We start from the raw sequence: 26,273 nt of genomic DNA, 5'->3' as shown, positions 1-26,273 counted from the left end.
CGGGTTTGCGCCTTCTCTAAACTGCGCGCGGTACCAGCCGCGGGTGCTTCCATCTAGTGCTGCCGGCGACGGCCTCGGCAAAAGAAAACAGGACCCGAAGGTCCTGTTCGTCGCATTCATGGTGCCCGCGATCTCAATAATAATCGCGGCGATAGAAGCTGTGATGGTGGTGATGATGATGGTGGTGATGGTGGTAATACCGCCGATACCGCGGCACCACCACGACTGGCGCGTCGTCATAATAGCGATAGCGCCGATAGAAGCTGTGATGGTGATGATGATGGTGGTGATGGTGATAGAACTGGGCGAGCTGAACATTCTCGCTCGTCTTTGCCGGTGGCGCTTCATCGATAGCCTGCAGCAGGGCGCTGGCGTTCGCAATCGGCTCCAGCAGGTCGGCATATGAATTCGCCTGCAGAACGTCCGTCGGTGCCGGTGCGGCTTCAACCGCGCCAAGCGTCCCGAGCGCAGCCACCGCGCCCAGTAGTCCGGCGATTTTCTTGTCCATCTTCATCTCCCATGGTCGCCGGACACAGTTCCGGTATCCCGCAACGTCAGACATTGCCGAATGTTCCCTGAACCGCGGATTAATGCCTTGTGACGAGACGGTGACGCCGCCTCAGTCCGCTGCGGCGTCGTCGAGAAACTTCAGCAGCAGCCGGCTGACTTCGGCGGGCTGCTCCTGCTGCACCCAATGGCCCACCGTCGACGAGATGGCAGCCGAGCATCTTCGTGCAGCCGCGCCCCTGCATCGCTTCGAACACGCCAGGACGTTGATACGTGCCCCAATCCTGCTTGCCCGAGATGAAGCACGAGGGCACGTCGATGCTGCGCCCTGAGAACAGTTGCATCTCGCTGTTGAGCATGCCCGACGTGACGTAGCGATACCATTGCAGCCCACCCTGGAATCCGGTGCGGCGATATTCGGCGCTGTAATAAGCGAGATCGCTGTCCGGCAGCCATGTGTTGGCGGCGATCGCGGCCGGCGAGGGCATCTCCTTCGCGACCGTCTCGGCCATGGTCTCGCCGAGGTCCATTACGTAATAGGTCGGCAGCTTTGCGAGTTCGTCCGCCGCCCACGACTTCATCGGATAAGGCTTGTTGTCGATCCAGTCCGCGCTCTTTTGGTGATAATAGGCGCGGAGAAAATCATGCACGCCCTGCGGTGCGTGCCGCATGTCGTCGTTGGCTCCGCGTGTCGAATAGTACCAATGATAATGGATACGCGGCCGCGGCAGCGCGGCGAGCTCGCGATGAACGGGATCTTCGGCTGCGGGCTGTGCCGGAGCATCGACGGTGTTGAAGGGCAGCGAGGGGGCGCCGCCGAACGGCGCGCTCATCAAGGTCACCGAGCGAAATACGTCGGGGCGGATCAGCGCGCACCAGGCCGCGACCGGACTGCCGAAATCATGACCCGCCAGATCGACCTGCCTGTAGCCGAACGCAGACACCAGCGCGAGCGCATCGCGTACGAGGTTTGGAAGCGAGAACGGTGCAAGATCGCCGTCGTAGTCGGCGGTCCAACCCGTGGTGCGGCCATAGCCGCGCTGGTCGGGCGCGAGCACGTGATAGCCGGCTGCGGCCAGCGCCGGCATCACCTTGCGCCAGGAGAAGGCAAGCTCGGGAAAGCCGTGCAGCAGCAGAATGCACGGACGGCCTTTGGTCTCGAAGCCGGCCTCGAGCACATGCATGCGCAAACCGTTGATACCGTCGACATAACGCGAGCGGATGCCGGCGGGGAGAGGGATGTCGGGGAGTGTTGTCATTGCATTCTCCACACGGGTGGAATCGTAAGGTGGGTTAGCCCTGCGGATTGCGCGAAGCGCAACCGCTTGACGTAACCCACCACTTCTACTTCTGCGGAGACTAAAGAGGTGGATTACGCTCAGCGTCTACGCTTCGCGTATCCGCAGAGCTAACCCACCCTACGGCATCTCCGCTAAATCACACCGCCGCACACACGAACGCATTGCCCCTGCGTTTGATCTTCCCGACCGACGGCGAGGGGAAATGCGCGGTGCAGCACAGCGTATCGGTGTCGCAATAGCGCTCGAGGAAGCCGCGACGCGTTTTCGCGGCCGCGGCCGGATCGACGTCGAACTTGATCGACAGCTCCGGGTACAACGTCTGCAATGGCGAGTGCATGAGATCGCCGGAGAACACGGCATCGTCCTTGCCGCGTCCCATTGCGATGGCGATGTGGCCAGGCGTATGGCCCGGCGTCGGCAGGATGCGGACGTGATCGCCGATCTGGTGGTCGCTGCCGACCAGCTCGTGCCTCTTGGCCTCGACCACCGGCAGCACGCTGTCGGCGAAGGGCGGAATCTCCGCCTTCGCATTCTGCTCGAACCAGTGGTCGTATTCCTGCTTGGCGAAGACGTAACGCGCCCTAGGGAATGTCGGCACCCAGCGGCCGTTCTCGAGCCGCGTGTTCCAGCCGACGTGATCGACATGCAGATGCGTGCACATCACGAAGTCGATGTCGTCGACCGCAAATCCGGCGGCACTCAGCCCGCGCAAATAGGTGTCGTCGGTCTTCATGTTCCATTTCGGACGATTGGGGCGCGGCTTGTCGTTGCCGATGCAGCTATCGACCAGAATGGTGTGGTGCGGCGTCTTCACCACATAGGACTGGAAGCACAGCAGCAGCACGTCCTGCTGGTCCAGCGCGCGTGCCTGGCGCATCCAGGACCGGTTCTCCGCCAGCACCTCAGGCGTCAATCCCGGCAGCATCTCGAGCGCCGGGACGAACGAGGTCTCCTGCTCGATGACGCGATGGATGGTGAGATCGCCGACCGAAAACGTCAGGCTCATGAGAGCTCCTGGGCTTATGCTGTCGGCGGCACCGAGATTTTCACCGAAGGCCGCTCCAGCATCTTCTGGTGGAAGGCGTCGAGCTTCGGATAGGCCCTGCGCCAGCCGCAATCGGCGAAGCGGAAGTCGGCATAGCCGAGCACGCAAACAAGGCCGATCTGCGAAATGTCGAACGGGCCGTCCAGCACCTCGGGCATATTCTCGAAGCGCGCCATGCCGGTCCAGGCCCGGTTCCAATGATCGTCAATCCATGCCTGCCATTGCAGGCCCTGCGGTCGCACCATCTTCTCGTAGCGGCACAGCAGCATGGAATCGAGCATGCCGTTGATCAGGGAGTGATTGGTCTTGGCCTTCCAGCGCCGCGGACCGTAAGCCGGGATCAGGCTGCCGCCGGCCATCTCGTTGAGATATTCGACGATGACGTAGGAATCCAGGATCACGTCGCCGTCGTTGGTGATCAGCACCGGCAGCTTCTTCAGCGGCGTGATCTTCGAATAATCCTCATTGACCGTGCCCGGCGCGACGGTTGCCGGCATGAATTCGATCTTGTCGATCAGCCCGAGCTCGATCGCGGCGATACGCACCTTGCGGGCGAAGGGCGAGGCGGCGGAGAAGGAAAGTTTCATTTTGGATCCCTGTTGTCCTTCCGGGGCGATGCGAAGCATCGAACTCAGGTGCGCAATTGCGCACCTGAGAATCTCGAGATTCCGGGTCTGGCGCTCTCGCGCCATCCCGGAATGACGAAAGAGGCCGTCGCAACCTTACGCCGCAACGATCTCCTGGCGCTGCTCGCCGAGGCCCTCGATGCCGAGCGTGACGACGTCGCCGACATTGAGGAAGGTCGGCGGCTTCATGCCGAGACCGACGCCTGGGGGGGTGCCCGTGGTGATGATGTCGCCCGGCAGCAGGGTCATGAACTGCGAGACATAGGAGACGCACTTGGCCATCGAGAAGATCATGGTTTTGGTCGAGCCAGTCTGGCGGCGCTGGCCGTTGACGTCGAGCCACATCGACAGGTTCTGCACGTCCTTGATCTCGTCCTTGGTGGCGAGCCACGGGCCGACCGGCCCGAACGTGTCGTGCGACTTGCCCTTGGTCCACTGGCCCAGGCGCTCGGTCTGGAAGTTGCGCTCGGAGACGTCGTTACAAACGCAATAGCCGGCGACGTAGTTCAGCGCGTCGGCTTCCGAAACGTACTTGGCGCGGGTGCCGATGATCGCGGCGATCTCGACCTCCCAGTCGAGCTTGGTCGAGCCGCGCGGCTTTTCGACCGCGTCGTTCGGGCCGGACAGCGAGGTGTTGGCCTTCATGAAGATGATCGGCTCGGTCGGAATCGCAGCGCCGGTCTCCTTGGCGTGGTCGCTGTAGTTGAGGCCGATCGCGACGAATTTCGAGATGCCGGTCACGGGCGCGCCGAAGCGCGGCTTGCCGGAGACGGCGGGCAAGGAAGCGGGGTCGAGCGCTGCCAGCTTCTTCAGGGATTCAGGCGAATAGGCCTCGCCGGTGAGGTCCTTCAGATGCGCCGACAGATCGCGCAACTGGCCGGATTTGTCGATCAGGCCGGGCTTTTCCGCACCTTTTTCGCCGTAACGAACAAGCTTCATTCTCGTTTCTCCCTTGGGATGGACTGATCGGTTAAATAGCTTCATGGAACAGGGCGGCGAGAAATTCAACCGCCGAAAAGGAGGCGCATTGCAGCCCTTACTTTGAAGAGTGGCCCCTGGATCGTAGGGTGGGTTACGCCCTCGACTGCGCTTCGCGCAGCCGCAGGCTAACCACCCTAAGATTGCAGCGCCTCAAACCTGAACGCATCGCCATCTCTCTTGATATGCCCGGCCGAGAAATGTCCGCCGATCACCAGTGTCGGCGTATCGGCAAAACGCGAGAACACCTTGTGCCGGCTTGCCGCCGATTGGGCGGTGTCGGTGTCGATGACCGAGCACCAGCCGAGGTGGGCCATCTGGCAGGGGTGATGGGCGACGTCGCCGCTATGCAACGCCTGTTCGCCGCCGGATTCGATCAGGACGCTGATATGTCCCGGGCTGTGGCCGGGGGTGGGGATCACGCTGATCTCTTCGCACAGGCGGTGATCGCTTCCAATCAGCTCGACCTTGCCCGCGTCGACAACAGGCTTCACCGAATCGTTGAACACGGCGACCTTGTCCGGCTCGGCCGTATAGTCGCGCCAATATTCATATTCGGTCTTGCCGAATAGATAGCGCGCCTTGGGGAAGGTCGGCACCCAATTGCCGTCTACCAGCTTCGTATTCCAGCCGACATGGTCGACGTGAAGATGCGTGCATAGCACGGTGTCGATGCTCTCAGGCGGAAAGCCCGCCGCGATCATGGTCTCCAGGAACGGTGTGCTGCGGTTATTCCAAACGGGAATACCGCGGCCCTGCTTGTCGTTGCCGAGGCCGGTATCGACCACGATGCGGCGGGTTGGCGTCTCCACCACCAGCGAATGGATCGACATTTTCAGCCGGCCCTCTTCGGTGGCGAAATGCGGAATCAGCCAGGGCAGCTTCCTGATCGCGTCGGTGGTCGCGGCCGGCAGGATGAAGCGGGTCGAACCGACCGTTTCCATCTCAACCACTTTGGTGATCGTGACCTTGCCGACCTTCCACCGCATCGGGCGAGCCCCTATTTTCTTGCCTCACCGTCATTCCGGGTTCGTGACTTCGTCACTCCCCGGAATGACAGGGGTAATTAGAGCCGAAAAGATGCACACTTTCCGCCGTGAAACGCAATGGATCATCTGTCGCGATGCTGCGTTATCGGGGGAACCTGGACCAACCCAAACGACGAGCAGGGGCAGCCCATGCCAGAGCTTGCGATTTCCGCCGACAAGGTCGCCTTCATCATCGAGAAGGCGCGCGAATTCGACGTCAAGGAATCCGGGTCCGATCCGGATTCGGGCTCCAACCCATCCGATGACGATGAGATCGACGTGCTCGAGGATACCAATTCCGATCCGGTTGCAGCCGAGCTTGCCGGCTTCATCCGGGCGCTGAACGAGGACGAGCAAGTGGACCTGGTCACGCTGATGTGGCTCGGCCGTGGCGACGGCGATGTTGACGAGTGGGATGATCTGCACGCCCGCGCGGTGGAGGCGCGCAGCGAGTACAAGTCGCCACGGCGCGAGACGGTGCAATATCTGCTGGGCGAGCCGATGCTGGGCGATCTGCTTGCCGATGGTATGGATGAGCTCGGCATCGACTGGAGCGACGAGCGGACCACGCCGGTGCCGTAGCCCCTGCCGCGCCAACCGACGATCACGGTGCCGAGCTTGTCGCCCTTCTCGACAGCGAGATGGGCCCGCGCCGTATCAGACAGTGCGAACTGCGCCGGGTGAAGGGTGACGCTCTCACGTGTCGCAGCACCCCCTCACCCGATTTGCTTGCGCAAATCGACCTCTCCCCATCGGGGAGAGGTGAAGGGTGCCGTCGCTCTCACAGCGTGCCCGGGAAGGCGCCGCCGTCGAGCAGAAGGTTCTGGCCGGTGATGAAGCCGGCCTTGGCGCCGCAGAGGAAGGCGCAGGCGTAACCGAACTCGTCGGGCTGGCCGAACCGGCCTGCGGGGTTGAGCTTGGCGCGCTCGGCGAGGATCTGCTCGGGCGTCGTGCCGCGCTTGTCGGCCTCGGCCTTCGCAGTGCCGGTCAGACGATCGGTCTCGAACGGGCCCGGCAGCAGGCCGTTGATGGTGACGTTGTTGATCACGGTCTTGCGCGACAGGCCCGCGATGAAACCGGTGAGTCCGGCGCGCGCGCCATTGGAGAGGCCGAGAATGTCGATCGGCGCCTTCACCGCGGCCGAGGTGATGTTGACGATGCGGCCGAACTTGCGGGCCATCATGCCGTCCACCGTCGCCTTGATCAGCTCGATCGGCGTCAGCATGTTGGCGTCGATCGCCTTGATCCAGTCGTCGCGGGTCCAGTTGCGGAAGTCGCCGGGCGGCGGGCCGCCGGCATTGTTGACGAGAATGTCCGGCTCCGGGCAGGCCTTCAGCACGGCCTCGCGTCCTGCAGGCGTCGTGATGTCGCCGACGATCTCTGTGACCTTCACGTTCGGATAGGCTTTGCGGATTTCGTCGGCTGTCTTCTTCAGGGCTTCCGCGCCCCGCGCGGTCAGCACGACGTCAACACCGGCTTCGGCCAGCGCCATGGCGCAAGCGCGCCCCAGGCCCTTGCTGGATGCGCAGACGATGGCGCGCCGACCTTTGATCCCAAGATCCACTGTTTCACTCCCGAAAATAGCAGGCAGGTTTCTGATGGGCGCACTCTAGCCAACATCGGTGCCGCTGATAAGGGACGGGCCCGCGTCAAAATGCATGGCGCACGCGGGGGCGATGCATTAAATGCGCCGCTCCTGCTTGAGGCGGTCGATCGCGTCGGCGGCCTCCGGTGGCAGCGATTTGAAACCCATCTGTCCGACCGCCGAGAACAGCGGGCGCAGACGCGAGCCGGCGAGGAACGGCGGCTGGCGGCCCGGCGGCACGATCTGGTCGAACACCAGCACCAGCGTGGTGGCGACGAGCCCGACCCTGACGGCGCCGAGCGCGGCGCCGCCGATCCGGTCGCCGATCCCGGCTTCGCGGATCGTATCGCTCAGCGCGAGCCGGCCGAGATAGCCGAACAGCATTCCGACCACCACGAAGATGGCGAAGAACCAGATCCAGTTTTGAAACAGCGACGCGTTCGGGTTGCCGGCAACCTGCGGCACGATCAGCGGCATCAGCGCGACAGCGATGGGCGCGGCGAGGAGATAAGCGAGGATGGTCATGGCGCTGCCGAGCAGGCCGGTCCTGAAACCGAAACCGATCGCAATGGCGAGTGCGGCGTAGATCGCCAGATCAAAGCTGTTCATGAGCGAAACCCTGCCAAATGGAACGTATGAACGACGAGCCGATCGTTCCGGTTTCAGATCGCTAAAATCGTCTCTATTTTGGCTCCTGCAGCCTAGGATTGCATTCGTTCATGACTATTCGACGTCAGTAAAGAAACTATCTCCGGGGGCGGGCGCATCCTCAGCATCGAATGGGCTGTCATCCCGGATGTGCGCTGACGCTCGTCCGGGACGACAGCGGAGAACAACGCGACACACTACCGCATCTCCACCTTGATCATATCCGCCGCCTTCTCCCCGATCATGATCGCAGGCGCGTTGGTGTTGCCGCCGATCAGCGTCGGCATGATCGAGGCGTCGACGACGCGAAGGCCATCCACGCCGTGCACCTTCAGCTTCGGATCCACCACCGCCATGGCGTCCGTGCCCATCTTGCAGGTGCCGACGGGATGATAGACGGTGTCGACGCGATTGCGCAGGATGGCGCGGATGTCGTCGTCCGTTCGCACATCGGCCGTGAACATGTCCTTCTTCTGCAAGGCGCGCAGCGCAGGCGTTTCCATCAACCGTCGCGTGGTCTTGAAGCCCGCAACCATCGATTCGAGATCGTCGTCCTCGCCGAGGAAGTTGGGATCGATCATCGGCGCGGCGAGCGGATTGGCGCTTCCGAGCCACACGCTGCCGCGGCTCTTGGGCCTGAGCAGGCAGACATGGCACGAGAAGCCTGCCTCCCTGTGCTTCTTGCGGCCGTGGTCGTCGAGCATGGCGATGACGAAGTGCAGCTGGATATCTGGCACGTCGAGATCTGGCCGGGTCTTCAGGAAGCCGCCGCACTCGGCGAAATTGGTGGTCATCAGGCCGCGTCGCTCGCGGCGATAGCGCTGGATCGCGCGGAGCAGCGACGGCCGCCGGCCAAGCGATGAGTGAACGAAGTGCGGATAGTCGGAAGCGTAGACGAACACGAAATCCGGATGGTCCTGCAGATTTTTCCCGACGCCCGGTAGATGATGCACGACGCCGATGCCGTGCGCGCCAAGCGCCTCACGATCGCCGATACCCGACAGCAACAAGAGCTGTGGTGACTGGAAGGCGCCAGAAGCCAGGATCACCTCGCGCCGCGCGCGCAGCTGTTTCGTCTGCTTGCCCTGCACATATTCGACGCCGACCGCACGTCCGCCCTCGAACAGGATCCTGGTGGCATGCGCCCCGGTCTCGACACGCAAGTTCGCGCGTTTGCCCATGTGCGGCTGCAGATAGGCGCGCGCCGCGCTCCAGCGCTCGCCCTTGTGCTGCGTCACCTGATAGCTGCCGAGCCCTTCGTGATCTTCGCCATTGAAGTCGTTGCGGATGCGGAACTGCGCCTCGCGCGCGGCCTGATGGAAGATATCATGGATCGGATTGTCCGACCGCAGGCGGTTGACGTGCAGCGGGCCGCCCTTGCCGTGATAGTCGCCGTCGAAGTCGGCGTTGTTCTCCGACCGCTTGAAATAAGGCAGCACGTCCGCATACGACCAGCCTTGATTGCCGAGCGAGGCCCAGTGGTCATAGTCCCATTTGTGGCCGCGGATGTAGACCATGGCGTTGATCGCCGAGGAGCCGCCGAGGCCCTTGCCGCGCGGTTGATAACCGATACGTCCGTTCAATCCCTTTTGCGGAACGGTATTGAAGGCCCAGTTCGCCGCGCTGTAGGGCAGCGCGAGCCCGAATGGCGTCGTGATCCGCCAGGTGTCGTTCGTGCCGCCGGCATCGAGCAGCGCCACGGATGTTGCCGCATCCTCCGACAGCCGCCCCGCCACCGCGCAACCGCCGGAGCCCGCGCCCACGACGATGAAATCGAATGTATCGGCCACTGATGTTTCCCCCTGCTTCTCGTCATTCCGGGGCGCGACGAATCGCGAGCCCGGAATCCATCTCAGCACCATTAATGCGGACAAATGGATTCCGGGCTCGCGCTACGCGCGCCCCGGAACGACGTTCCCTACGACATGAACCGCATCATCTTCTCCAGCCGCGCGATCTTGCCGCCATAGGGCGGATAGAGATCGGCGAGGCGATTGAATTTGGAGCGGTAAAATACCGGCTTCAGCTTGCTGAACGTGCGAAAACCCCATTCGCCGTGATAGGCGCCGGTGCCGGAGGCGCCGACGCCGCCCATCGGCTGGTTGATTTGCGCGAAGTGAAACAGGCAGTCGTTGATGGTGACGCCGCCGCTGACCGTGCGCGTCAGCACATCGTCGCGCGCGTTGCTGTCCGTGCCGAACCAGTACAGCGCCAGCGGCCGGTCGCGCCTGACGATGAAGGCGATCGCATCGGCGCGTTGGCGATAGGGGAGCACCGGCAGAACGGGGCCGAAGATCTCCTCCTGCATCGCGGCCATGGCTTCGGTCGCGCCCACGATCAGCGTCGGCGGGAATTTGCGATGCGCCTTCCAGTTGGGATCGTCAGCCTTGGCCGGTTGCAAGATCTTGGCGCCACGTTGCGCTGCGTCAGCGACCAGCCCTTCGAGCCGGGCATAGTGCCGGTCGGAGATAATCGAGGTGTAGTCCTTGTTGGCGGGATCGATGCCGAACATGCGCCGCATCTGCGCGCGAACCTTTTCGGCAAAGCTCTGCAGCGAAGGCTCCGGCACCAGCACATAGTCAGGCGCAATGCAGGTCTGCCCGGCATTGAGCAGCTTGCCGTAGGCGATGCGCTCAGCCGCCTCGTCGAGGTCGGCTGAGGCGTCGATGACCGCCGGCGACTTGCCGCCCAGCTCGAGCGTGACGGGGGTCAGATTGCGTCCTGCCGCTTCAGCGACCAGCCGCCCGACCCGGGTCGAGCCCGTGAAGACGAGGTGATCGAACGGCAGGTGCGCAAATCCCCTTGCGACCTCGTCCTCGATGCCCGTGACGAGCAGCTCCGTGGCATCGAACTTCTCGGCGACTGTCTGCTCGAGCAGCGCGGAAAAGTGCGGCACGAGCTCGCTCGGTTTGATGATGACCCGGTTGCCGGCGGCGATGGCGCCGATCGCGGGCGCGAGCGTCAGCTGCAGCGGATAATTCCAGGGCGCGATGATGCCGACGACGCCGAGCGGCTGCGGCATCAGCCGGTTGCGCGCGGGGAGGAATTGCAGCGCCGTCGCCACGCGCTGCGGCGCCATCCAGCTCTTCAGGTGTTTTGCGGCGTGCCGGATCTCGGAGAACACCATCATGGCCTCGGCGATGGTGGTCTCGACCGCCGCGCGGTGGCCGAAATCGGCCGAGATCGCCCGCCGGAAGCGCTCCTCGTTGTCGGCGACCACCGCGCGCAGCCGCGCCAGCCGATCGAGCCTCGCGGCGCAATCAGGCGCCGGCTCCGCCCGCGAGCGCGCGACCATCGCCTGGAAACTGTCGGTGAGTGCGGCCAGCGGCGCGCTCACGAGGGGTGATCCAGAATGGTGTTCAAGGCGGTTCCTCCCCCGTCAGACGTTTCGCCGCTGTTTTGTTGCCGCAAGCTGGCGGTTTGTGGAACTTCTGGCAAGTGCCGGGCAAGCCGGCCGGAATCTGCGCCCATTGCCTGTCATAAAGTCGAAAAAAACGTCTCCGCAGCCCTTTCCAAAGCCAGCCCGCCTTGATACATACGCCCCGCACCCGACGGGCCTTGGCCCGGGGTTGCCTTCCAGGGAAGCCTTCGGGACGGGAGAAGCAAGCCACGCGAAGAGCGTCGGCCCTCAATCCACCGTCCCCGGCATTTTCTCGAAGGCGCGCAACGGTTTAACGCGGGGTGGAGCAGCCCGGTAGCTCGTCAGGCTCATAACCTGAAGGTCATAGGTTCAAATCCTATCCCCGCAACCAAATTGGTAAAAAACACCCCAGCAATCCCAATGGACTGCTGGGGTTTTTTTTGTCCGATATCAGCCTTAACGACATCAATAGCTTAGCTGATAGGTTCAACCCGGCCCGCAACTAAACGTAGTCGGCCGCGAATTTCGGCCGGCATTTTCGACGGCCTCGGAATTGATTGGCGGATCTCAGGATAGCCGCAGGTCGGAGCGAGCGCGTTGACAAAACGCGGGCAACTAGCGGCAGGAGCTTCGGGCCGATGTCGTGATGGTCACCGGGGCTCTGATAGCTCCGCGGCAGCCAGGTGAACCTTTGTCGATGTTGGGCCCGGATGAATGAACCCTACGGCGCCCTGTGCGAGTTGTGTTTCATTTTATCGCAGCGCCTGCGCTTGGTTCGAACTGCTCGTGCGCCATCTGACGACCGATCACGCGAGCATACATCCCGAGTGCCTGATCTTCGCGGATTGTCGTGGCGAGTAGCGCGAATCTAAGTTTCTTCGTGATGAGTTCTCGCTGAATGAACGTTTCCACCCTTTGGCACAACGCCATGCAGGCGCTGGCGAGGGCGGCCTTGATGCTTGCAAGCTCATCCCATGGACGAGTCATCCAAACAGGAACCAAAGCAATTTGCGGGCAATTGTCCCGAGTGGAAGCTGCGACCACGCCTGACGAAGACGCTCATCGACAGGCCAGGGTCAGCGAGGCTGCGATGCAAGACAGGATATTCTACCGCCGCGCTGTGAACCATGACAGCGTCCATCTGCTGGCTTGCGCCCTCGCAGGCTTAGCCGGCGCCGTTGCCGGCGCTTCCTTGGTGCGGAGATCGCGTTCAAGCGGGTTTGAGCCCAATCGCCATACGCAGTTGGCGCAGCTCAATGACACGCCCGCGCGGCGATACTACACCGGCTTCAACCCGCAGCGCGCGATCGCAATTTCCGACCTGCGGGCGATGAGCCACAAGCGGCTGCCGCGATTTGCGCTCGAATATCTCGAGGGCGGAGCGGAGGATGAAGCGGCCATGCTTCGCGAGCGGCGCGCCTTCGCCAATTGGCGTTTCATGCCACGGACCCTGGTCGATGTATCTCACCGCTCGCTGGCGACCAATATTCTCGGCCGACCTGCCGCCATGCCGCTGGTGATTTCCCCGACGGGCCTCAATGGCATCCTTCACGTCCATGGCGACCGCCTGCTGGCCCAAGCCGCGCTGCACGCAGATGTTCCATTCGTCCAAAGTACGATGTCGAACGATACGATGGAAGAGGTGGCCCGCGCTGCGCCTGGCGTTCGCCATTGGTGGCAGCTCTATGTGTTTGGAGGTGACGAAATCTGGCAGGAACTGCTCCGACGCGCGGACCGCGTGGGGTGCGAGGCACTTGTTCTGACCACCAACGCCCAGATCTTTGGTGATCGCGAATGGCAGCGTCGCAATCAGATCGGAAAGGGTCGACTCTCGGCATCGGCAGCGCTCGAAAGCCTGACCCATCCGCTCTGGTTTGTCGAAAATCCTCTATCGCATGGTCTGCCGAGCTTCGCGAACATCATTGACTTCGTGCCGAAGGACCAGCGCAGCTTTTTCGCAGCCTCGAACTGGGTACGTGCCCATCAACCGGCCTCGCTGAGCTGGGACACGGTCGCAAAGATCAGAGAGCGCTGGAAGAAGCCATTCATTCTCAAGGGCATTCTCTGTCCCGACGACGTACGGCGCGCCGTCGACAGCGGCGTCGATGGCATCGTGCTGAGCAGCCATGGCGGTCGCCAGCTGGACTGGACGATTTCGCCGCTCGATCTCCTGCCGTTCGCGCGCAAGATCGTCGGCGAGAAAACCGCGCTCTACATCTCCGGCGGCGTGCGGCGGGGAACCGACCTGCTCAAGGCCTGCGCGCTCGGCGCCGATGCAGTGTGGGTGGGACGCGCCCCTCTGTACGGCCTTTGCGCCGCCGGAGCCGCAGGCGCTGTCCGCGCTCTCGAGATCCTCCAGGCTGAAGCGCGCAATGCGATGGGTCTGTTGGGTGTAAGTCATGTGGACGATCTCGGTCCGCACCTGCTCGCGCAGACGGGGCGGGTGGCCTAGAGGAACCAAAGCAGGGCCAGCGGCGTCAGATTGGCAGCCGCGCTGGCGCGACCCCAAACGATGCGAAGCACGGAGGCCGATATTGAACCGGCAGACGTCGCGTGCTGGAGAACTTCATCAGCCGGAAATCAAGGACTATGCCATTATCGGCGACTGCAGGACGGCGGCCTTGATCTCGCGGGAAGGGTCGCTCGACTGGCTGTGCCTGCCGAATTTCTCCAGCCCCAGTGCATTTGCGCGCCTGCTTGATCCAGATGCCGGCCATTTCTCGATCAGGCCCCGGGCATCTTTCACCGTCGAACGCCAATACGTGCCCGAAACGGCCGTCCTCGAAACGACGTTCAAGACTGCCAGCGGCACCGTGCGCCTGACGGATCTCTGCCCCGTCTCGGATAGCGTCGGCTCTCTCCTGCCGATGCGCGAGGTCCTGCGAATTGTCGAAGGTATCTCCGGTTGTGTCGAACTGGAAATCGAGTTCGCGCCCCGACTCCATTACGGGCGCATGCGAGCGCCGATCCGCAGATTGACCGATGCGGTATGGCGCTGCGGCGGCGCGACCGAGCTGCTCCTGCTCAACTGCAACCTCGAATTGGTCGACGACGGGCCAACGCTGAAGGCAACGACGTGCATGACTGGCGGCGAGCGGCAACATTTCAGCCTCTCCTATGTCGAACGCGACGTCGGCACGATCGCCCCGATCGGTGCGGATGCAGATGCTCGCTGCGGCCGCACGATTGCGTGGTGGCGCAGTTGGAGTGGACTTTGCAATTTTATGGGACGCGAACGTGATATGGTGTTGCGGAGCGCGATCACGCTCAAGCTGATGACCTTCTGTCTCTCCGGCGCGATCGTCTCAGCGCCGACCACTTCGCTTCCGGAGACGATCGGCGGCGCGCGTAACTGGGATTACCGATACTGCTGGCTGCGCGACGCGGGGCTGACCATGAGTTCGCTGGTCGATCTGGGCTTCCATGAGGAGGCCTCGAGTTATCTCGGCTGGTTGCTGCACGCCACGCGCCTGACACGACCGAATCTCAGGATCCTCTACGACCTCTATGGGCGTACGAGTGTGGGCGAACGGATCGCCGGCTGGCTCGCCGGTTACATGAACAGCGTGCCGGTTCGCATCGGCAATGGCGCGATCATGCAGCGCCAGCTCGATGTGCATGGACAGGTGATTGCCGCCGCACAGATCTTTGCTGCGTCGGGACGGAAACTCGGCCCTTTGGAAGCGAAGATGCTCGCCAATTTTGGCGATGTGGTCTGCAAGCAATGGCGAGAGCCGGATAACGGCATCTGGGAGATCCCCGGGGCTCGCCGCTCCTACACGTTCTCGAAGGTGATGTGCTGGGTCGCGTTGGACAGGTTGCTGTCCCTGCATGAGCGAGGGATCATCGATCTCGGGGCGCGAGAGACGCCGTTTCGGCAGACTCGTGCGGACATCGCCGACTGCATTGAAAGCGACGGCTTCAATGCGGACCTCGGAAGCTACACCGCCGAACTCAGTGGACACGAGATGGATGCGGCGCTGCTGCTGCTGGTCCGCTTCGGGTACAAGGTCGCATCGGATCCGCAGATGATCGCAACCTACCATCGGATCGAGCAGGTGCTCGGTTGTGATGGGCTGCTTTACCGGTATCTGCCCGGGCATGATGGTCTGAAGGGCAGGGAAGGTGCGTTCGGCATCGTCAGCTTCTTTGCCGTCGTGCATCTTGCCGAACGCGATCTCGTTCAGGAAGCAATCCAGCGCTTCGATCATCTCTGCGCGTTCGCCAACGATGTGGGCCTGTTTGGCGAAGAGATAGAGCCTCAATCCGGCAGAGCGCTCGGCAACTATCCCCAGGCGTTCACTCATGTCGGACTGATCCATTCCGCCCTTGCCATCGAGCGGGCGCGTCGGAGAATTGCGCAGTGAGCGCGTCGGACGGGTTTTCCTGGTATCTGCCGCTCTGGGCGCTGGTCGCAACCTTGGCGATGACATCCATTCTGGAAGCCAGCCGTGGGCTTGGATTTTCCCGACTGAGCTTGCCCTTCCTGATTGGCACGTTCGTTACAGATCAACGCGGGCGCGCGGTGGTCATTGGTTTTATCGTTTATACATTGGGCGGATGGCTGTTTGCGTTCGTCTATTTCATGCTGTTTTCGAGCGTCCGGATTTACACTTGGTGGTTCGGTGCGCTCGCAGGTCTCGTGCATGGCCTGTTTCTCCTGACCTGCGCGCTGCCTCTGCTGCCCTTCGTACATCCAAGGATGGCCTCGGAATACCATTCCGCAAGCGCGATCCGACAGCTCGAGCCGCCCGGATTTCTCGCCATGAACTACGGCTATCACACGCCCTTGAGCACGCTGTTTGCCCAGATCGTCTACGGCGCGACACTCGGCGGCTTCGTGGAAGTCGCAAACTGGATGAATTCGTGACGGTGGAGGCTAGTAATAGTTCCGTACGCGCAGTCTTCCGCGTGAATGAGGCCGGGCCAGCCGACCAAGCATCAGAAGCGCGGCTCCGAACGCAATGACCGGTGCCACGCGCGCGATGGCGCCGCGGGCCACGATCGCGCTATTGCCGGATTCGCTTCCGAAGCTGCCACGGGTTCGGTGCAGGTCGCTGACCGGTTCCAGAAGATTGTCCTTCCGGTACGGCGTGACAGGCGTGCCGGTCTCCTGGGCGTCGAATGTCGTGCGTGCAAGATAGTGATCGAACAGGCCCGGAGCCAGCATGTTGCCGAGCACGACCGCCAGTGTGCTCGCGCCGATCCAGTATTCCCGCGCAGGCCGCCAGGCGGCGCGATACAGCGTGTCGGCAATCACCTCTGGCTGAACCACAGGGGGCACCGGACGAGGTTGGTGCGTCCTGTGCGTGCGTGCCCAGTCGAATTGTGGTGTGTTGACGGCCGGCAGTTCGACGATCGTGACCTTGATCCGGGAGCCGGCATGGATGAGCTCGGTGCGCAACGAATTCGTGAAGCCGCGGATAGCGTGCTTCGCACCGCAATAAGCGGCCTGCAATGGAATACCGCGAAATGCCAGAGCCGAGCCGACTTGAATGATCGTGCCGGAATTGCGCGGGCGCATATGGCGCAAAGCCGCCATCGTGCCGTGAACCACGCCAAGATAGGTCACGTCGGTCACGCGGCGGAATTCCTCAGGCGTCAGATCCCAGACCGGCGAAAACACGGTGACCATCGCGTCATTGATCCAGACGTCGATCGATCCGAAATGTTCGGCAATGGCATCCGCAGCGGCAAAAACCTGATCGGCATTGGCGACGTCCGCGGCCGCCACGAAAGCACTGCCGCCCAACCGCTCGACCTCGTCCTTCACGGCATCGAGCGCGTCCTTGTCGCGTGCGATCAGCCCGATCCTGCCGCCTGCCCGTGCATAGCGGTGGGCCGCGGCCCGCCCGACGCCGGCGGACGCCCCCGTGATCGCGACCGTGCGGTTTCGGAATTCAGGGGACATCACGCGTCAAGCCGGATGAGCGCAAGACCCGACTCCGGATCCTTCTTCTTGCGAAGATGAGCGGGACTTTCCGTGACGATGACCTCGAGCGTTGGCCGCACATGCGCTTCGCCGAGATGTCCGGCCACGGCGGTGCCGTCCGGCTTACCGAGCACCAGGTGAATGTGCAGCGCGGCCTTGCCGGATGGTCCGTCGGCAACGTCACCGATGAGTGAGGCAACCTCGACCTGCTCCGTGACCGGGATCCGCTGATATTCCTTCTTGGTCCAGTCGAAATACATCAGAACGGCGTCGCTGAAGGCGCCTATCGCTGTGAGTTGGGCAGCGTGCACTTTCTCCGCGGCTACGAAGCGTTCGAGGCAATCCATCGCCTCCTCGCCCGTATCGAGAACGACTGCATAGGTCCTCAGTCCGCTGGTTTCATGCAGAAGCTTGTGGCGCATGTGAAGTCCTCCCGTGCAGAGCCAACCGCGAACAGCTTGCAAGAGTTCCTGAACGCTCAGAGGAGTTGGTCGAAGGTTGGTTGGAACACTCCGGATGCAAGTCCGTTCTGCGATCAAGGGGCGACTCGGAATTGCGGACGAAAAAACATGGCGTCTCCCACTGCATCGGACGTCCTCGTCGAGACGCTGCTCGACTGGGGCGTGGACACTGTCTTCGGGCTTCCCGGCGACGGGATCAACGGCATCATTGAAGCGCTGCGCACGCATCAGGATCGCATCAAATTTATCCAGGTGCGTCACGAAGAGGCTGCGGCCTTCAACGCCTGCGCTTACGCGAAGTGGACCGGTCGCCTCGGTGTGTGTATCGCGACCTCCGGCCCCGGCGGCATTCATCTGCTCAATGGTCTTTACGACGCCAAGCTCGATGGACAGCCGGTCCTTGCCATCACGGGGCTGCAATTCCACGACCTGCTTCACACCTTCACCCAGCAGGATGTGGAACTCGACAAGCTGTACATGGACGTCTGCGTCTATAATAGCCGGATCATGGGACCCCAGCACGTCGAGAACGTGGTGGAACTGGCTTGCCGCACCGCCCTCGCCTATCGCGGCGTCGCGCATGTCACGGTTCCCGTCGATATGCAGTCCCAACCGGTAAGCGCCGGCAAGCCATCGGAGCGCAACATACCTCATCATGTGTCCGATCTGATGGCTCGCTCCTCACAAGCGCCGAGCGACGACCAGATCAACCGAGCCGCCGAAATCCTCAACGCCGGCCGGAAAACCGCAATCCTCGCTGGTCGCGGCGCACTTGAAGCGCGCGATCAGGTGCTGGCGGTCGCGGAGCGTCTCGCCGCGCCGGTGATCAAACCGCTATTAGGCAAGGGCGTCATTCCAGACGATAGCCCGTTCTCGGCAGGCGGCATCGGTCTGCTCGGCACCAAGCCGGCGCAAGAGGCTCTTGAGAGTTGCGATACGTTGCTGATCGCCGGCAGCTCATTCCCCTATATCGAGTTCTACCCCAAGCCCGGCCAGGCGCAGGCGGTGCAAATCGAGCTCGATCCGATGCGGATGGGTTTGCGATATCCCGTTGCGGCCGGTCTGGTCGGCGATACCGGCAAGGCGCTTCAGGCATTGCTGCCCAGATTGGATTACCGGGACGACCGGTCATTTCTTGAAACCGCCCAATCCGGCATGAAGAAATGGAACCAGTTGATGACCGAGCGGGGCACGCGAAGCGACAAGCCCATGAAGCCCGATGTCGTCGCCTACGAACTGAACAAGCTCCTGTCCGACGATGCGATCGTTGCAACGGATTCCGGGACGATCACCACCTGGATCGCCCGTCACCTCGTGATGCGCGGAAACATGATGTTCTCATGCTCGGGCAATCTGGCGACCATGGCCTGCGGCTTGCCCTATGCAATCGCTGCTGCTGTTGCCCACCCGGGCAGGCAGGTCGTGGCCTTTGTCGGTGATGGCGGCCTCACCATGTTGATGGGCGAGCTTGCGACTTGCATCAAATATGACCTCGACGTGAAGGTCGTGGTGATCAAGAACAACGCACTTGGCCAGATCAAATGGGAGCAGATGGTCTTCCTCGGCAATCCGGAATATGTCTGTGATCTCCAGCCGATCGATTTTGCCACTGTGGCGCGCGGCTTCGGCGTCGGTGCTTTCAGTGTCGATGATCCCGCGCGGTGCGGCGAGGTGCTGCGCGAAGCGCTGAGCACGCGCGGTCCCGTCCTGATCGAGGCGGTCGTCGATCCGCACGAGCCCCCAATGCCGCCGAAGGCGACGATGAAGCAGGTCAAGAACTTCGCCGAATCGCTTGCTCGCGGCACGCCGGCAGGCGGGAAAATCGCCTGGACTGTAGCCTCGGACGTCGTCCGCGAGATCACCTGAAGTCGCATGGTGTCTCGCGAGCCGGCGTGAAGCGATATCGGCGCGAGCGACGGCGAAAAACGCCTCGATCCGAGGTGCTCGGCTCGCCTCTAGGCCTGCCGAGGGACGCCGCGCGGCAAAGGAAAGCTGATGAGCCGCATCCTGGAAGTCGATCATAGCAAGGCGCGCGCGTCGCAGCGGCGCGTCGAGCGGGCGCCGGACGGCAGGATCATCAGCGAAGAGGTGTCGCCCCGTTCTCCGGGACAATATGAAGATCTTGGTCGCGAGCTCGCCGGCGCTGTGGATGGCGAGGTGCGATTCGAGGCGGGCGACCGGGCCCTTTATGCCACGGATGCATCAAACTACCGACAGGTGCCGATCGGCGTGGTGATCCCGCGCTCGACTGCTGCCATCGCCAGGACTGTCGAGCTCTGTCGCAAGTTCGATGCGCCCATCGTCATGCGTGGTGGCGGGACGAGTCTTGCGGGGCAAGGCTGCAACTTCGCCGTATTGATCGATTGCTCGAAATATCTCAATCGCGTGATCGCGATCGATCCCGTGTCGCAGATCGCGGAAGTGGAGCCCGGTTGCATTCTTGACAACCTGCGTTCGACGGCTGAGCGCCATCACCTTACGTTCGGGCCCGATCCCGCGACACATGACCACAACACGCTCGGTGGCATGATCGGTAACAATTCCTGCGGCGTTCATTCCGTGATGGCGGGCCGTACGTCGGACAACGTCGAGTCGATGGATATCCTCACCTATGACGGCCTTCGTTTCGAAGTCGGCCGGACGGGCGAGGATGAATTTCGGCAGCATCTCGCCGCCGGCGGACGGCGTGCGCAGATCTTCCAGCAGCTCGACGAATTTCGCAGACGATATCGCGATCTCATCCTGGCGAAATATCCAAAGATTCCGCGCCGTGTGTCCGGCTATGAAAATCTTGACGAGCTGATGCCGGAGCGCGGGTTCAACGTTGCGCGCGCGCTTGTCGGAACCGAGGGAACGTGCGCGGTCGTTCTGCGCGCCAGGCTCAATCTGATTCCCAGTCCAAACCACCGTGTGCTCGTCATCATCGGATTCGATGACGTCTATCGTGCCGCCGACGCGGTTCCTGACGTGCTGGCCTATGGGCCAATCGGGCTCGAAGGTTTCGACGATCTGCTTGTGGAATTCGTCAAGCGGAAGCATCTTCACCCCGAGGACGTGAAGGTGTTGCCGGCCGGAGGCGGATGGCTGATCGCGGAATTCGGAGCCGACAGCAGCGATAGCGCGATCGCAAAAGCCAATCCGCTGACCGAGGAATTCAAGCGCCGCGGGCGCGACGCAAAGCTGGTCGCTGATCTCAAGCAGCAGGCCAAGATCTGGGAGGTTCGCGAAGCGGCTTTGGCGGCGACGGCCCACGTGCCGGACTTTCCAGAAACCCATCCGGGATGGGAGGACAGTGCGGTCAGCCGGGAAGACCTCGGCCGCTACCTGCGCGAGCTCAAGACACTCTATCACAAGCATGGTTACGAAGCCTCGGTTTATGGCCACTTCGGCGATGGGCTCGTGCATTGCCGTGTCCCGTTCGATCTGCGCACCGAAGCTGGCCTCGCCAATTGGCAGCGCTTCCTGGATGAGGCCGCCGACCTCGTGGTGCGCTATGGAGGGACGCTTTCCGGCGAGCATGGTGACGGTCAGGCGCGCGCGAGCCTCTTGGAGAGGATGTACGGCCCCGAACTGATGCAGGCTTTCCGCGAATTCAAGGCAATCTGGGATCCTGCCGGCAAAATGAATCCAGGCAAGGTGATCGATCCGTTCCCGCCATCATCGAACTTGCGAATTGGCCCTGATTATCAGCCGCCCGATCTGCCGACTTATTTTTCCTATAAGGAGGACTCCAACAGCTTTGCGAAGGCGACGCGCCGCTGCGTCGGCGTCGGCGCCTGCCGTCGTCGCGACAGCAACAAGGGTATCATGTGCCCGAGCTACATGGCGACCAACGAGGAAAAGCACTCGACGCGGGGCCGTGCGCGTCTTCTGTTCGAAATGTTGCACGGCGGGCCGATCGACGATCTCTGGCGCAGCACCGAGGTGGAGGAGGCGCTCGATCTCTGCCTCGGCTGCAAGGGCTGCAAGAGCGACTGCCCGGTGCAAGTCGACATGGCAACTTACAAGGCGGAGTTTCGCGCACATCACTACAAGGGCCGCCTCCGCCCGCGCACGGCCTATTCCATGGGATTGATCCATCGATGGTCGCGCTTCGCTGGTTCCGCCCCTTGGCTTGCCAACGCCGTCCTTCAGTCGGCGGGCCTTGCCGCGGCAGCCAAATGGGCAGGCGGCATTGCGCCGCAGCGCAGGATCCCCGCTTACGCGCACCAGCCCTTCGTGCAGTGGTTTCGAGCCAGGGGCGAGCGCAAGGGCCGCAACACGGTGATGTTGTGGCCGGACACCTTCAACAATTACTTCAGGCCGCAGACGGCCATCGCGGCCGTCGAGGCTCTCGAGGCGCTGGGCTACTGCGTGACCATCCCCGACCGCGATCTCTGCTGCGGGCGCCCATTGTATGACTGGGGCATGCTTGACCGCGCCAAGAAGCTGTGGGAGCGCACATTCACCGCCCTCGCGCCGGCCATGAAGGAGGGGATGCCGATCGTCGGCCTCGAGCCCGCTTGCGTCAGCGCGTTCCGCGACGAGTTGCCGAACCTTTTTCCCGGTCACGAGCACGCCGAACGGCTCTCGCATCAGACCCTGTTCTTCACCGAATTTCTCGATCGGCACGTTCCGCATGAGCAGCTCGGCCGTGCTTCGGGCTCGGCGCTGGTGCAGATTCACTGCCATCATCATGCGGTGCTCGAGCCGGACGCCGAGCAACACGTCCTCGACCAGCTCGGGCTGGATTACGAGATCATGAGGTCTGGCTGTTGCGGAATGGCCGGGGCATTCGGATTCGAGCGAGACAAATACGATGTCTCTATCACGGCGGCCGAACGTGCCATGATGCCCATGATAAGAAGCGCGGCCTCCGACACGGTCATCCTGGCAAACGGGTTCAGCTGTCGCGAGCAGATTGAACAGTGCACCGGCCGCAGCACCAAGCATATCGCCGAGTTGCTCGCAAACGCGGTCAGCACCAGGGGCGCCATGCGCTGATGCTACCCGGCGAATCGGGAGTTGAACACGTGCAACCGAAATCGCCTGACAAGGATCGCAAGCAGCGCCGAGGCCATCGACAACACGAGGTCTTGGGCGGCCAAGAAGACATGGACGACGGGTCGGCTTCACGGCGCGCTGAAGGCGTCGAAGGCGGCTCGGCTCATGAGGTCCACGAAGGCAAGCTCGTCAAGAAACCTGCCACCGAAAGCGGGAAGTAGGTGGGAGCGATCAAACGCGCAAGGTCGGCTGTCAAGCAGATTCCAGAAGGACCAGGGCGCACAGAGCGTCGCGACTATGTCCGCAGCCGTTGGGGCAAGAACGCGCAGCTTGATATCAGGACTAGCTGACCCCTACGTCCGGGTCAGGAAATCCATCAAGCCAAGCCAAAGCAGGATCCCGAGCCAGAACAGCCCGGCGCCGGCGAAGACGAGCGTGAGACCGCTCCGATGGCGCAGCTCCATGAAGATGGCGGCGACAATGCCTGCTTTGATGGTGCCGATGCTCATGGCCACGATAGCATTGCCGGCCCCGAGCGGCACATAGGCGAGCGTCACGGTCAATGCCAGCAAGGCCAGCAGGACAAGCCAGGCGCCGATGAGGGAAAGGGGTGGTCGCCATTGCGTCATGATGAGGACCGTCCGGGCAGGTAGATCAGAGCGAACAGGAAGATCCAGACCACGTCAACGAAGTGCCAGTACAGCGCCGCGCTATGCAGTGCCGTATGATGCCGCGTCGTCGGCGCCTTCCGGCAAATCATTGCAAGCGCGATCAACAGGCCGATTCCGATTAGCATGTGCAGGGCGTGGACCGCAGTTGCAACGAAGTAGAAGATGAAGAAGAGCTGGATGCTATTGCCGCGCGGTCCGGCGAACTGGAAATCGATGCCCGGGACGAGGTGCTCGCCATACTCCCTGCTGTACTCGACCCCCTTGAGCGCGATGAAGGCCAGGCCAAGGCAGGCCGCCCCCATCAGCAGCCATGTGGTGATCCTGGCGGTGTCGGGCGAGAAGATCTCAACCGCCCATGCGACCAGGAAACTGGATGTCAGCAGCACGGCCGTGTTGGCCGTTCCGATCACGATCTCGGTGTGTCGGCTGGCTTCGGCAAAGCCCTGCGGGAACGCGTGCCGGTAGACGAGATAGGCCAGGATCAGGCCGCCAAACAGGAGAACTTCCGTAGCGATGAAAACCCACATGCCGAGTTCGGCGGTGTGGTCGCGGTGAGGTATTGAAGCGTATTGCGGGGCGAAAGCGGAGCTCTCAGGCATTTTGCGGCTCCGCCTGAAAATCCCTGTTGTACTGATAGGGGGCGCGCGTCACCACGGGTTGTGTCGTGAAGTTGAAACCCGGGGGCGGCGACGACGTCTGCCATTCGAGCCCGGGAGCGTTCCAAGGGTTCGCCGGCGCGCGACGGCCGAAGAATGCGGAGTAGCCGAGATAGAATAACGGCATCAGATACGCGACGGCGAGGATCACTGCACCACCTGAAGACAGCACGTTCCAGAGCTGAAACTCCGGTGGATAAACGTGATAGCGTCGCGGCATGCCTTCCGCGCCGAGAATGAACTGCGGGAAGAACGTGAGATTGAACCCGAAGAAGATCAGAACCGCGGCCGTACGCGCCCAATATTCCGAATAGAGCCGGCCGGTGATCTTCGGCCACCAATAGTGCAGACCACCGAAATAGGCGGTCACCATGCCGCCGACCATGATGTAGTGGAAGTGCGCCACGACGAAATAGGTGTCGGTCGCGTGCACATCAAAGGCGAGGCAGGCGAGGAAGAGCCCCGTCAGGCCGCCGATCGTGAACAGGCCGATAAATGCGAGCGCATAAAGCATGGGAGCGTCAAAATGGATCGAGCCCTTGTGCAGGGTCGCGGTCCAATTGAAGACCTTGATTGCGGAGGGCACCGCAACGATGAAACTCATGAAGGAGAAGACGAGGCTTGCGACCAGCGATTGGCCGCTGACGAACATGTGGTGGCCCCACACCAGAAAGCCGACCGCAGCGATGGCGAGGCTCGCCCAGGCGACGAACTTGTAGCCGAACACCTGCTTTCGCGAGTAGCAGGATATCAGTTCGTTGACCACGCCCATGCCCGGCAAGATCATGATGTACACTGCAGGATGCGAGTAGAACCAGAACAGGTGCTGGAACAGCAGCGGATCACCGCCGATCCTGGGATCGAAAATGCCGACGCCGAAGAAGCGTTCCGTTGCGATCAGGAGCAACGTGATTGCGAGCACCGGTGTCGCCAGCACCAGAATGACCGACGTCGCATAGAGGGACCATAGAAACAGCGGCAGGCGATACCAGGTCAAGCCGGGCGCGCGTAGGCGGTGGATGGTGACGATGAAGTTGAGCCCGGTCAGAATCGACGAGAAGCCTGCAATGAAGACACCTGCGGCTGCGACGATGACATAGCTGTTGGAGTAGAGGGTCGAGAACGGAGTGTAGAAAGTCCAGCCGGTGTCGATGCCGCCGGCAAAGATGGCAAACAGCGTGGTGCAGCCACCCAGCATGAAAATGTACCAGCTCAACAGATTGAGCCGGGGAAAGGCGAGGTCGCGTGCACCGATCATCAACGGGACGATGAAGTTACCGAGCGTGTTGGGAATGGACGGGATCAAAAAGAACCACACCATGATGATGCCGTGCATGGTGAACAGGCGGTTGTAGATGTCCGAGCTGACCAGGTCGGCCTGCGGCGTGGCGAGCTCGATCCGGATCGCGGTAGCGGCCGCGCCGCCGATGAAGAAAAAGAAGATCAGGCTTGCGAAATACAGGATCGCGATCCGCTTATGGTCTGTCGTCAGGAACCATGACTTCAGCGTGTAGTCGGCGGTGAGATAGTTCATCTCGCTCATGGTGAATGTCCTGCAAGCGATTTGATGTAAATCACGAGCCGCAAGAGCTGGTCCTCGCTGACCTTGCCCTCGAATGAGGGCATCAGCGGCTCGTAGCTCGCGACGATCTGGCTACGCGGCAGCAGGATGGAATCCCGAATGTACTTGTCGTCCGCGATCACGCTGGTGCCGTCGGACAGCGGCACCGGCTTGCCGTATACGCCTTCGAGCGGCGGTGCACGGACCTTGCTGCCATTGCCGTGGCAACCGCTGCACCCGAGCTCGCGAAACAGCATACCGCCTTCATCCGCAAGCGGACTTGATGGGGCCTGCTGAGTTAGCCACTTGGAAAAATCGGCCGATTCCATTGCCACGATCTCGCCGATCATGCCGGAGTGGTCCGTGCCGCAATATTCCGCGCAGAACAGGTGATAGTGTCCCGGCTTGTCCACCTCGATCTCGAGGTCCTGGTAGCGGCCCGGAACCACGTCATGCTTGAGCCGAAGGGCGGGAACGAAGAAGCTGTGAATGACGTCCTGGGACGCCATCACGAGCCTGACGGGACGTTTGACCGGAATGTGCAGGGCATTGATCTCCGACTGACCGCCGGGGTGCTGGGTCTTCCACATCCACTGCTTCGCGACGACGAACACATCATGCTCGTCCGACGTTGTCTGATAGATCTGGAAATACACGCTGGCCCCCCAGACGAAGAGCCCGAGAAAACAGACGAACGAGGCGGTGGTCCACCCGACCTCCCAATGCCAGCCTTTGGCGACGTGGTCATCGCGATTGGTCTGGTTGCCGGCGCGGTAGCGCACGCAAAACAGCGTGAGCAGGAAGAACAGCAGTCCGAGCACCAGCGCGCTTGCAATCAAAAGACCGGCGAACAGCAGGTCGACATCGCCGCTGTGCGGCGAGAGCCCGGGTTGCCACAGCGGAATCCACTGGCGCCACATTTATGGCAGC

General features: G+C 62.2%; 22 protein-coding genes, 1 tRNA gene and 1 pseudogene. 8 read left to right on the top strand and 16 right to left on the bottom strand.

Annotation, left to right across the window (positions count from 1 at the left end; genetic code table 11):
- Positions 1–133 precede the first annotated feature (133 nt).
- From BM374_RS02420 to BM374_RS02395, 6 genes and pseudogenes are all read right to left on the bottom strand, one after another.
- Positions 134–508: a hypothetical protein gene (locus tag BM374_RS02420; RefSeq protein WP_092290150.1), complete on the bottom strand. Its 375-nt coding sequence runs from the start codon at positions 506–508 to the stop codon at positions 134–136.
- Between the two features lie 111 nt (positions 509–619).
- Positions 620–1,766: pseudogene (locus BM374_RS02415) on the bottom strand (alpha/beta fold hydrolase).
- A 178-nt stretch (positions 1,767–1,944) separates the two neighbouring features.
- Positions 1,945–2,814 (bottom strand): MBL fold metallo-hydrolase, encoded by an 870-nt coding sequence (locus BM374_RS02410; RefSeq protein ID WP_092288966.1) that lies wholly within the window; start codon positions 2,812–2,814, stop codon positions 1,945–1,947.
- A 14-nt stretch (positions 2,815–2,828) separates the two neighbouring features.
- A complete protein-coding gene (locus tag BM374_RS02405) occupies positions 2,829–3,440 on the bottom strand; it encodes a glutathione S-transferase family protein (RefSeq protein ID WP_092288965.1) in 612 nt (203 codons plus the stop codon).
- Positions 3,441–3,575: 135 nt separating this feature from the next.
- Positions 3,576–4,418, bottom strand: a complete 843-nt coding sequence (locus BM374_RS02400) for a fumarylacetoacetate hydrolase family protein (RefSeq protein ID WP_092288964.1) — start codon at positions 4,416–4,418, stop codon at positions 3,576–3,578.
- A 176-nt stretch (positions 4,419–4,594) separates the two neighbouring features.
- The gene (locus BM374_RS02395) at positions 4,595–5,446 is read right to left on the bottom strand and encodes an MBL fold metallo-hydrolase (RefSeq protein ID WP_177248048.1); all 852 of its coding nucleotides are present in this window, start codon (positions 5,444–5,446) and stop codon (positions 4,595–4,597) included.
- Positions 5,447–5,635: 189 nt separating this feature from the next.
- Between BM374_RS02395 and BM374_RS02390 the strand changes: the two genes are divergently transcribed.
- Complete coding sequence (locus tag BM374_RS02390) at positions 5,636–6,067, top strand: DUF3775 domain-containing protein (protein ID WP_092290148.1); 432 nt, start codon at positions 5,636–5,638, stop codon at positions 6,065–6,067.
- A gap of 199 nt (positions 6,068–6,266) precedes the next feature.
- On the opposite strand, the gene BM374_RS02385 is transcribed toward BM374_RS02390, so the two are convergent.
- The 4 genes from BM374_RS02385 to BM374_RS02370 form a co-directional block, all read right to left on the bottom strand.
- On the bottom strand, positions 6,267–7,049 hold the full coding sequence (locus BM374_RS02385; RefSeq protein ID WP_092288962.1) for an SDR family oxidoreductase: 783 nt from the start codon (positions 7,047–7,049) through the stop codon (positions 6,267–6,269).
- A gap of 117 nt (positions 7,050–7,166) precedes the next feature.
- Entirely contained in the window at positions 7,167–7,679 is a 513-nt protein-coding gene (locus BM374_RS02380) for a CvpA family protein (protein ID WP_092288961.1), read from the bottom strand.
- A 236-nt stretch (positions 7,680–7,915) separates the two neighbouring features.
- A complete protein-coding gene (locus BM374_RS02375) occupies positions 7,916–9,508 on the bottom strand; it encodes a GMC family oxidoreductase (RefSeq protein ID WP_177248047.1) in 1,593 nt (530 codons plus the stop codon).
- Between the two features lie 128 nt (positions 9,509–9,636).
- Positions 9,637–11,013, bottom strand: a complete 1,377-nt coding sequence (locus tag BM374_RS02370) for a coniferyl aldehyde dehydrogenase (protein WP_244552532.1) — start codon at positions 11,011–11,013, stop codon at positions 9,637–9,639.
- Between the two features lie 380 nt (positions 11,014–11,393).
- Between BM374_RS02370 and BM374_RS02365 the strand changes: the two genes are divergently transcribed.
- The 4 genes from BM374_RS02365 to BM374_RS02345 all read left to right on the top strand — a co-directional run bounded on the left by BM374_RS02365 (position 11,394) and on the right by BM374_RS02345 (position 15,949).
- Positions 11,394–11,470: transfer RNA gene (locus BM374_RS02365), tRNA-Met, on the top strand.
- A 537-nt stretch (positions 11,471–12,007) separates the two neighbouring features.
- Positions 12,008–13,531 (top strand): alpha-hydroxy acid oxidase, encoded by a 1,524-nt coding sequence (locus BM374_RS02355; RefSeq protein ID WP_210188572.1) that lies wholly within the window; start codon positions 12,008–12,010, stop codon positions 13,529–13,531.
- Positions 13,479–15,446, top strand: coding sequence for a glycoside hydrolase family 15 protein (locus BM374_RS02350; RefSeq protein ID WP_092288958.1), 1,968 nt, complete (start codon positions 13,479–13,481; stop codon positions 15,444–15,446). Before BM374_RS02355 ends, BM374_RS02350 begins: the two co-directional genes overlap by 53 nt.
- Positions 15,443–15,949 carry a hypothetical protein gene (locus BM374_RS02345; RefSeq protein ID WP_092288957.1) on the top strand — a complete coding sequence of 169 codons (507 nt, stop codon included), beginning with the start codon at positions 15,443–15,445 and terminating at the stop codon, positions 15,947–15,949. Before BM374_RS02350 ends, BM374_RS02345 begins: the two co-directional genes overlap by 4 nt.
- Before the next feature lie 9 nt (positions 15,950–15,958).
- On the opposite strand, the gene BM374_RS02340 is transcribed toward BM374_RS02345, so the two are convergent.
- Together BM374_RS02340 and BM374_RS02335 are read right to left on the bottom strand one after the other, a co-directional pair.
- The gene (locus tag BM374_RS02340; RefSeq protein WP_092288956.1) at positions 15,959–16,990 is read right to left on the bottom strand and encodes an SDR family oxidoreductase; all 1,032 of its coding nucleotides are present in this window, start codon (positions 16,988–16,990) and stop codon (positions 15,959–15,961) included.
- The gene (locus tag BM374_RS02335) at positions 16,990–17,433 is read right to left on the bottom strand and encodes a PPC domain-containing DNA-binding protein (RefSeq protein ID WP_092288955.1); all 444 of its coding nucleotides are present in this window, start codon (positions 17,431–17,433) and stop codon (positions 16,990–16,992) included. The genes BM374_RS02340 and BM374_RS02335 overlap by 1 nt, the downstream gene beginning before the upstream one ends.
- Before the next feature lie 147 nt (positions 17,434–17,580).
- Here BM374_RS02335 and BM374_RS02330 point away from each other — a divergent pair, with 147 nt between their 5' ends.
- The 3 genes from BM374_RS02330 to BM374_RS02320 all read left to right on the top strand — a co-directional run bounded on the left by BM374_RS02330 (position 17,581) and on the right by BM374_RS02320 (position 22,676).
- Positions 17,581–19,338: a thiamine pyrophosphate-dependent enzyme gene (locus BM374_RS02330; RefSeq protein ID WP_092288954.1), complete on the top strand. Its 1,758-nt coding sequence runs from the start codon at positions 17,581–17,583 to the stop codon at positions 19,336–19,338.
- Positions 19,339–19,467: 129 nt separating this feature from the next.
- The gene (locus BM374_RS02325) at positions 19,468–22,455 is read left to right on the top strand and encodes an FAD-binding and (Fe-S)-binding domain-containing protein (protein ID WP_210188571.1); all 2,988 of its coding nucleotides are present in this window, start codon (positions 19,468–19,470) and stop codon (positions 22,453–22,455) included.
- A gap of 29 nt (positions 22,456–22,484) precedes the next feature.
- Complete coding sequence (locus BM374_RS02320; RefSeq protein WP_143270138.1) at positions 22,485–22,676, top strand: hypothetical protein; 192 nt, start codon at positions 22,485–22,487, stop codon at positions 22,674–22,676.
- Between the two features lie 132 nt (positions 22,677–22,808).
- Here the strand turns inward: BM374_RS02320 and BM374_RS02315 are convergent, their stop codons facing one another.
- From BM374_RS02315 to coxB, 4 genes are read right to left on the bottom strand one after another with little or no spacing between them, the layout of a single operon-like run.
- A complete protein-coding gene (locus tag BM374_RS02315; protein WP_092288952.1) occupies positions 22,809–23,084 on the bottom strand; it encodes a cytochrome C oxidase subunit IV family protein in 276 nt (91 codons plus the stop codon).
- Positions 23,081–23,725 (bottom strand): cytochrome c oxidase subunit 3, encoded by a 645-nt coding sequence (locus BM374_RS02310; protein WP_092288951.1) that lies wholly within the window; start codon positions 23,723–23,725, stop codon positions 23,081–23,083. The genes BM374_RS02315 and BM374_RS02310 overlap by 4 nt, the downstream gene beginning before the upstream one ends.
- A complete protein-coding gene (gene ctaD, locus BM374_RS02305) occupies positions 23,718–25,325 on the bottom strand; it encodes a cytochrome c oxidase subunit I (RefSeq protein WP_092288950.1) in 1,608 nt (535 codons plus the stop codon). The genes BM374_RS02310 and ctaD overlap by 8 nt, the downstream gene beginning before the upstream one ends.
- The gene (coxB, locus tag BM374_RS02300) at positions 25,322–26,263 is read right to left on the bottom strand and encodes a cytochrome c oxidase subunit II (RefSeq protein WP_092288949.1); all 942 of its coding nucleotides are present in this window, start codon (positions 26,261–26,263) and stop codon (positions 25,322–25,324) included. The genes ctaD and coxB overlap by 4 nt, the downstream gene beginning before the upstream one ends.
- Positions 26,264–26,273 lie beyond the last annotated feature (10 nt).

Origin of the sequence: Bradyrhizobium sp. Ghvi (genome assembly GCF_900115265.1) — a bacterium.
Classification (GTDB): domain Bacteria; phylum Pseudomonadota; class Alphaproteobacteria; order Rhizobiales; family Xanthobacteraceae; genus Bradyrhizobium.
The sequence above is the reverse complement of the archived record's forward strand: the minus strand, read 5'-3'. Positions and strand labels throughout refer to the sequence as shown.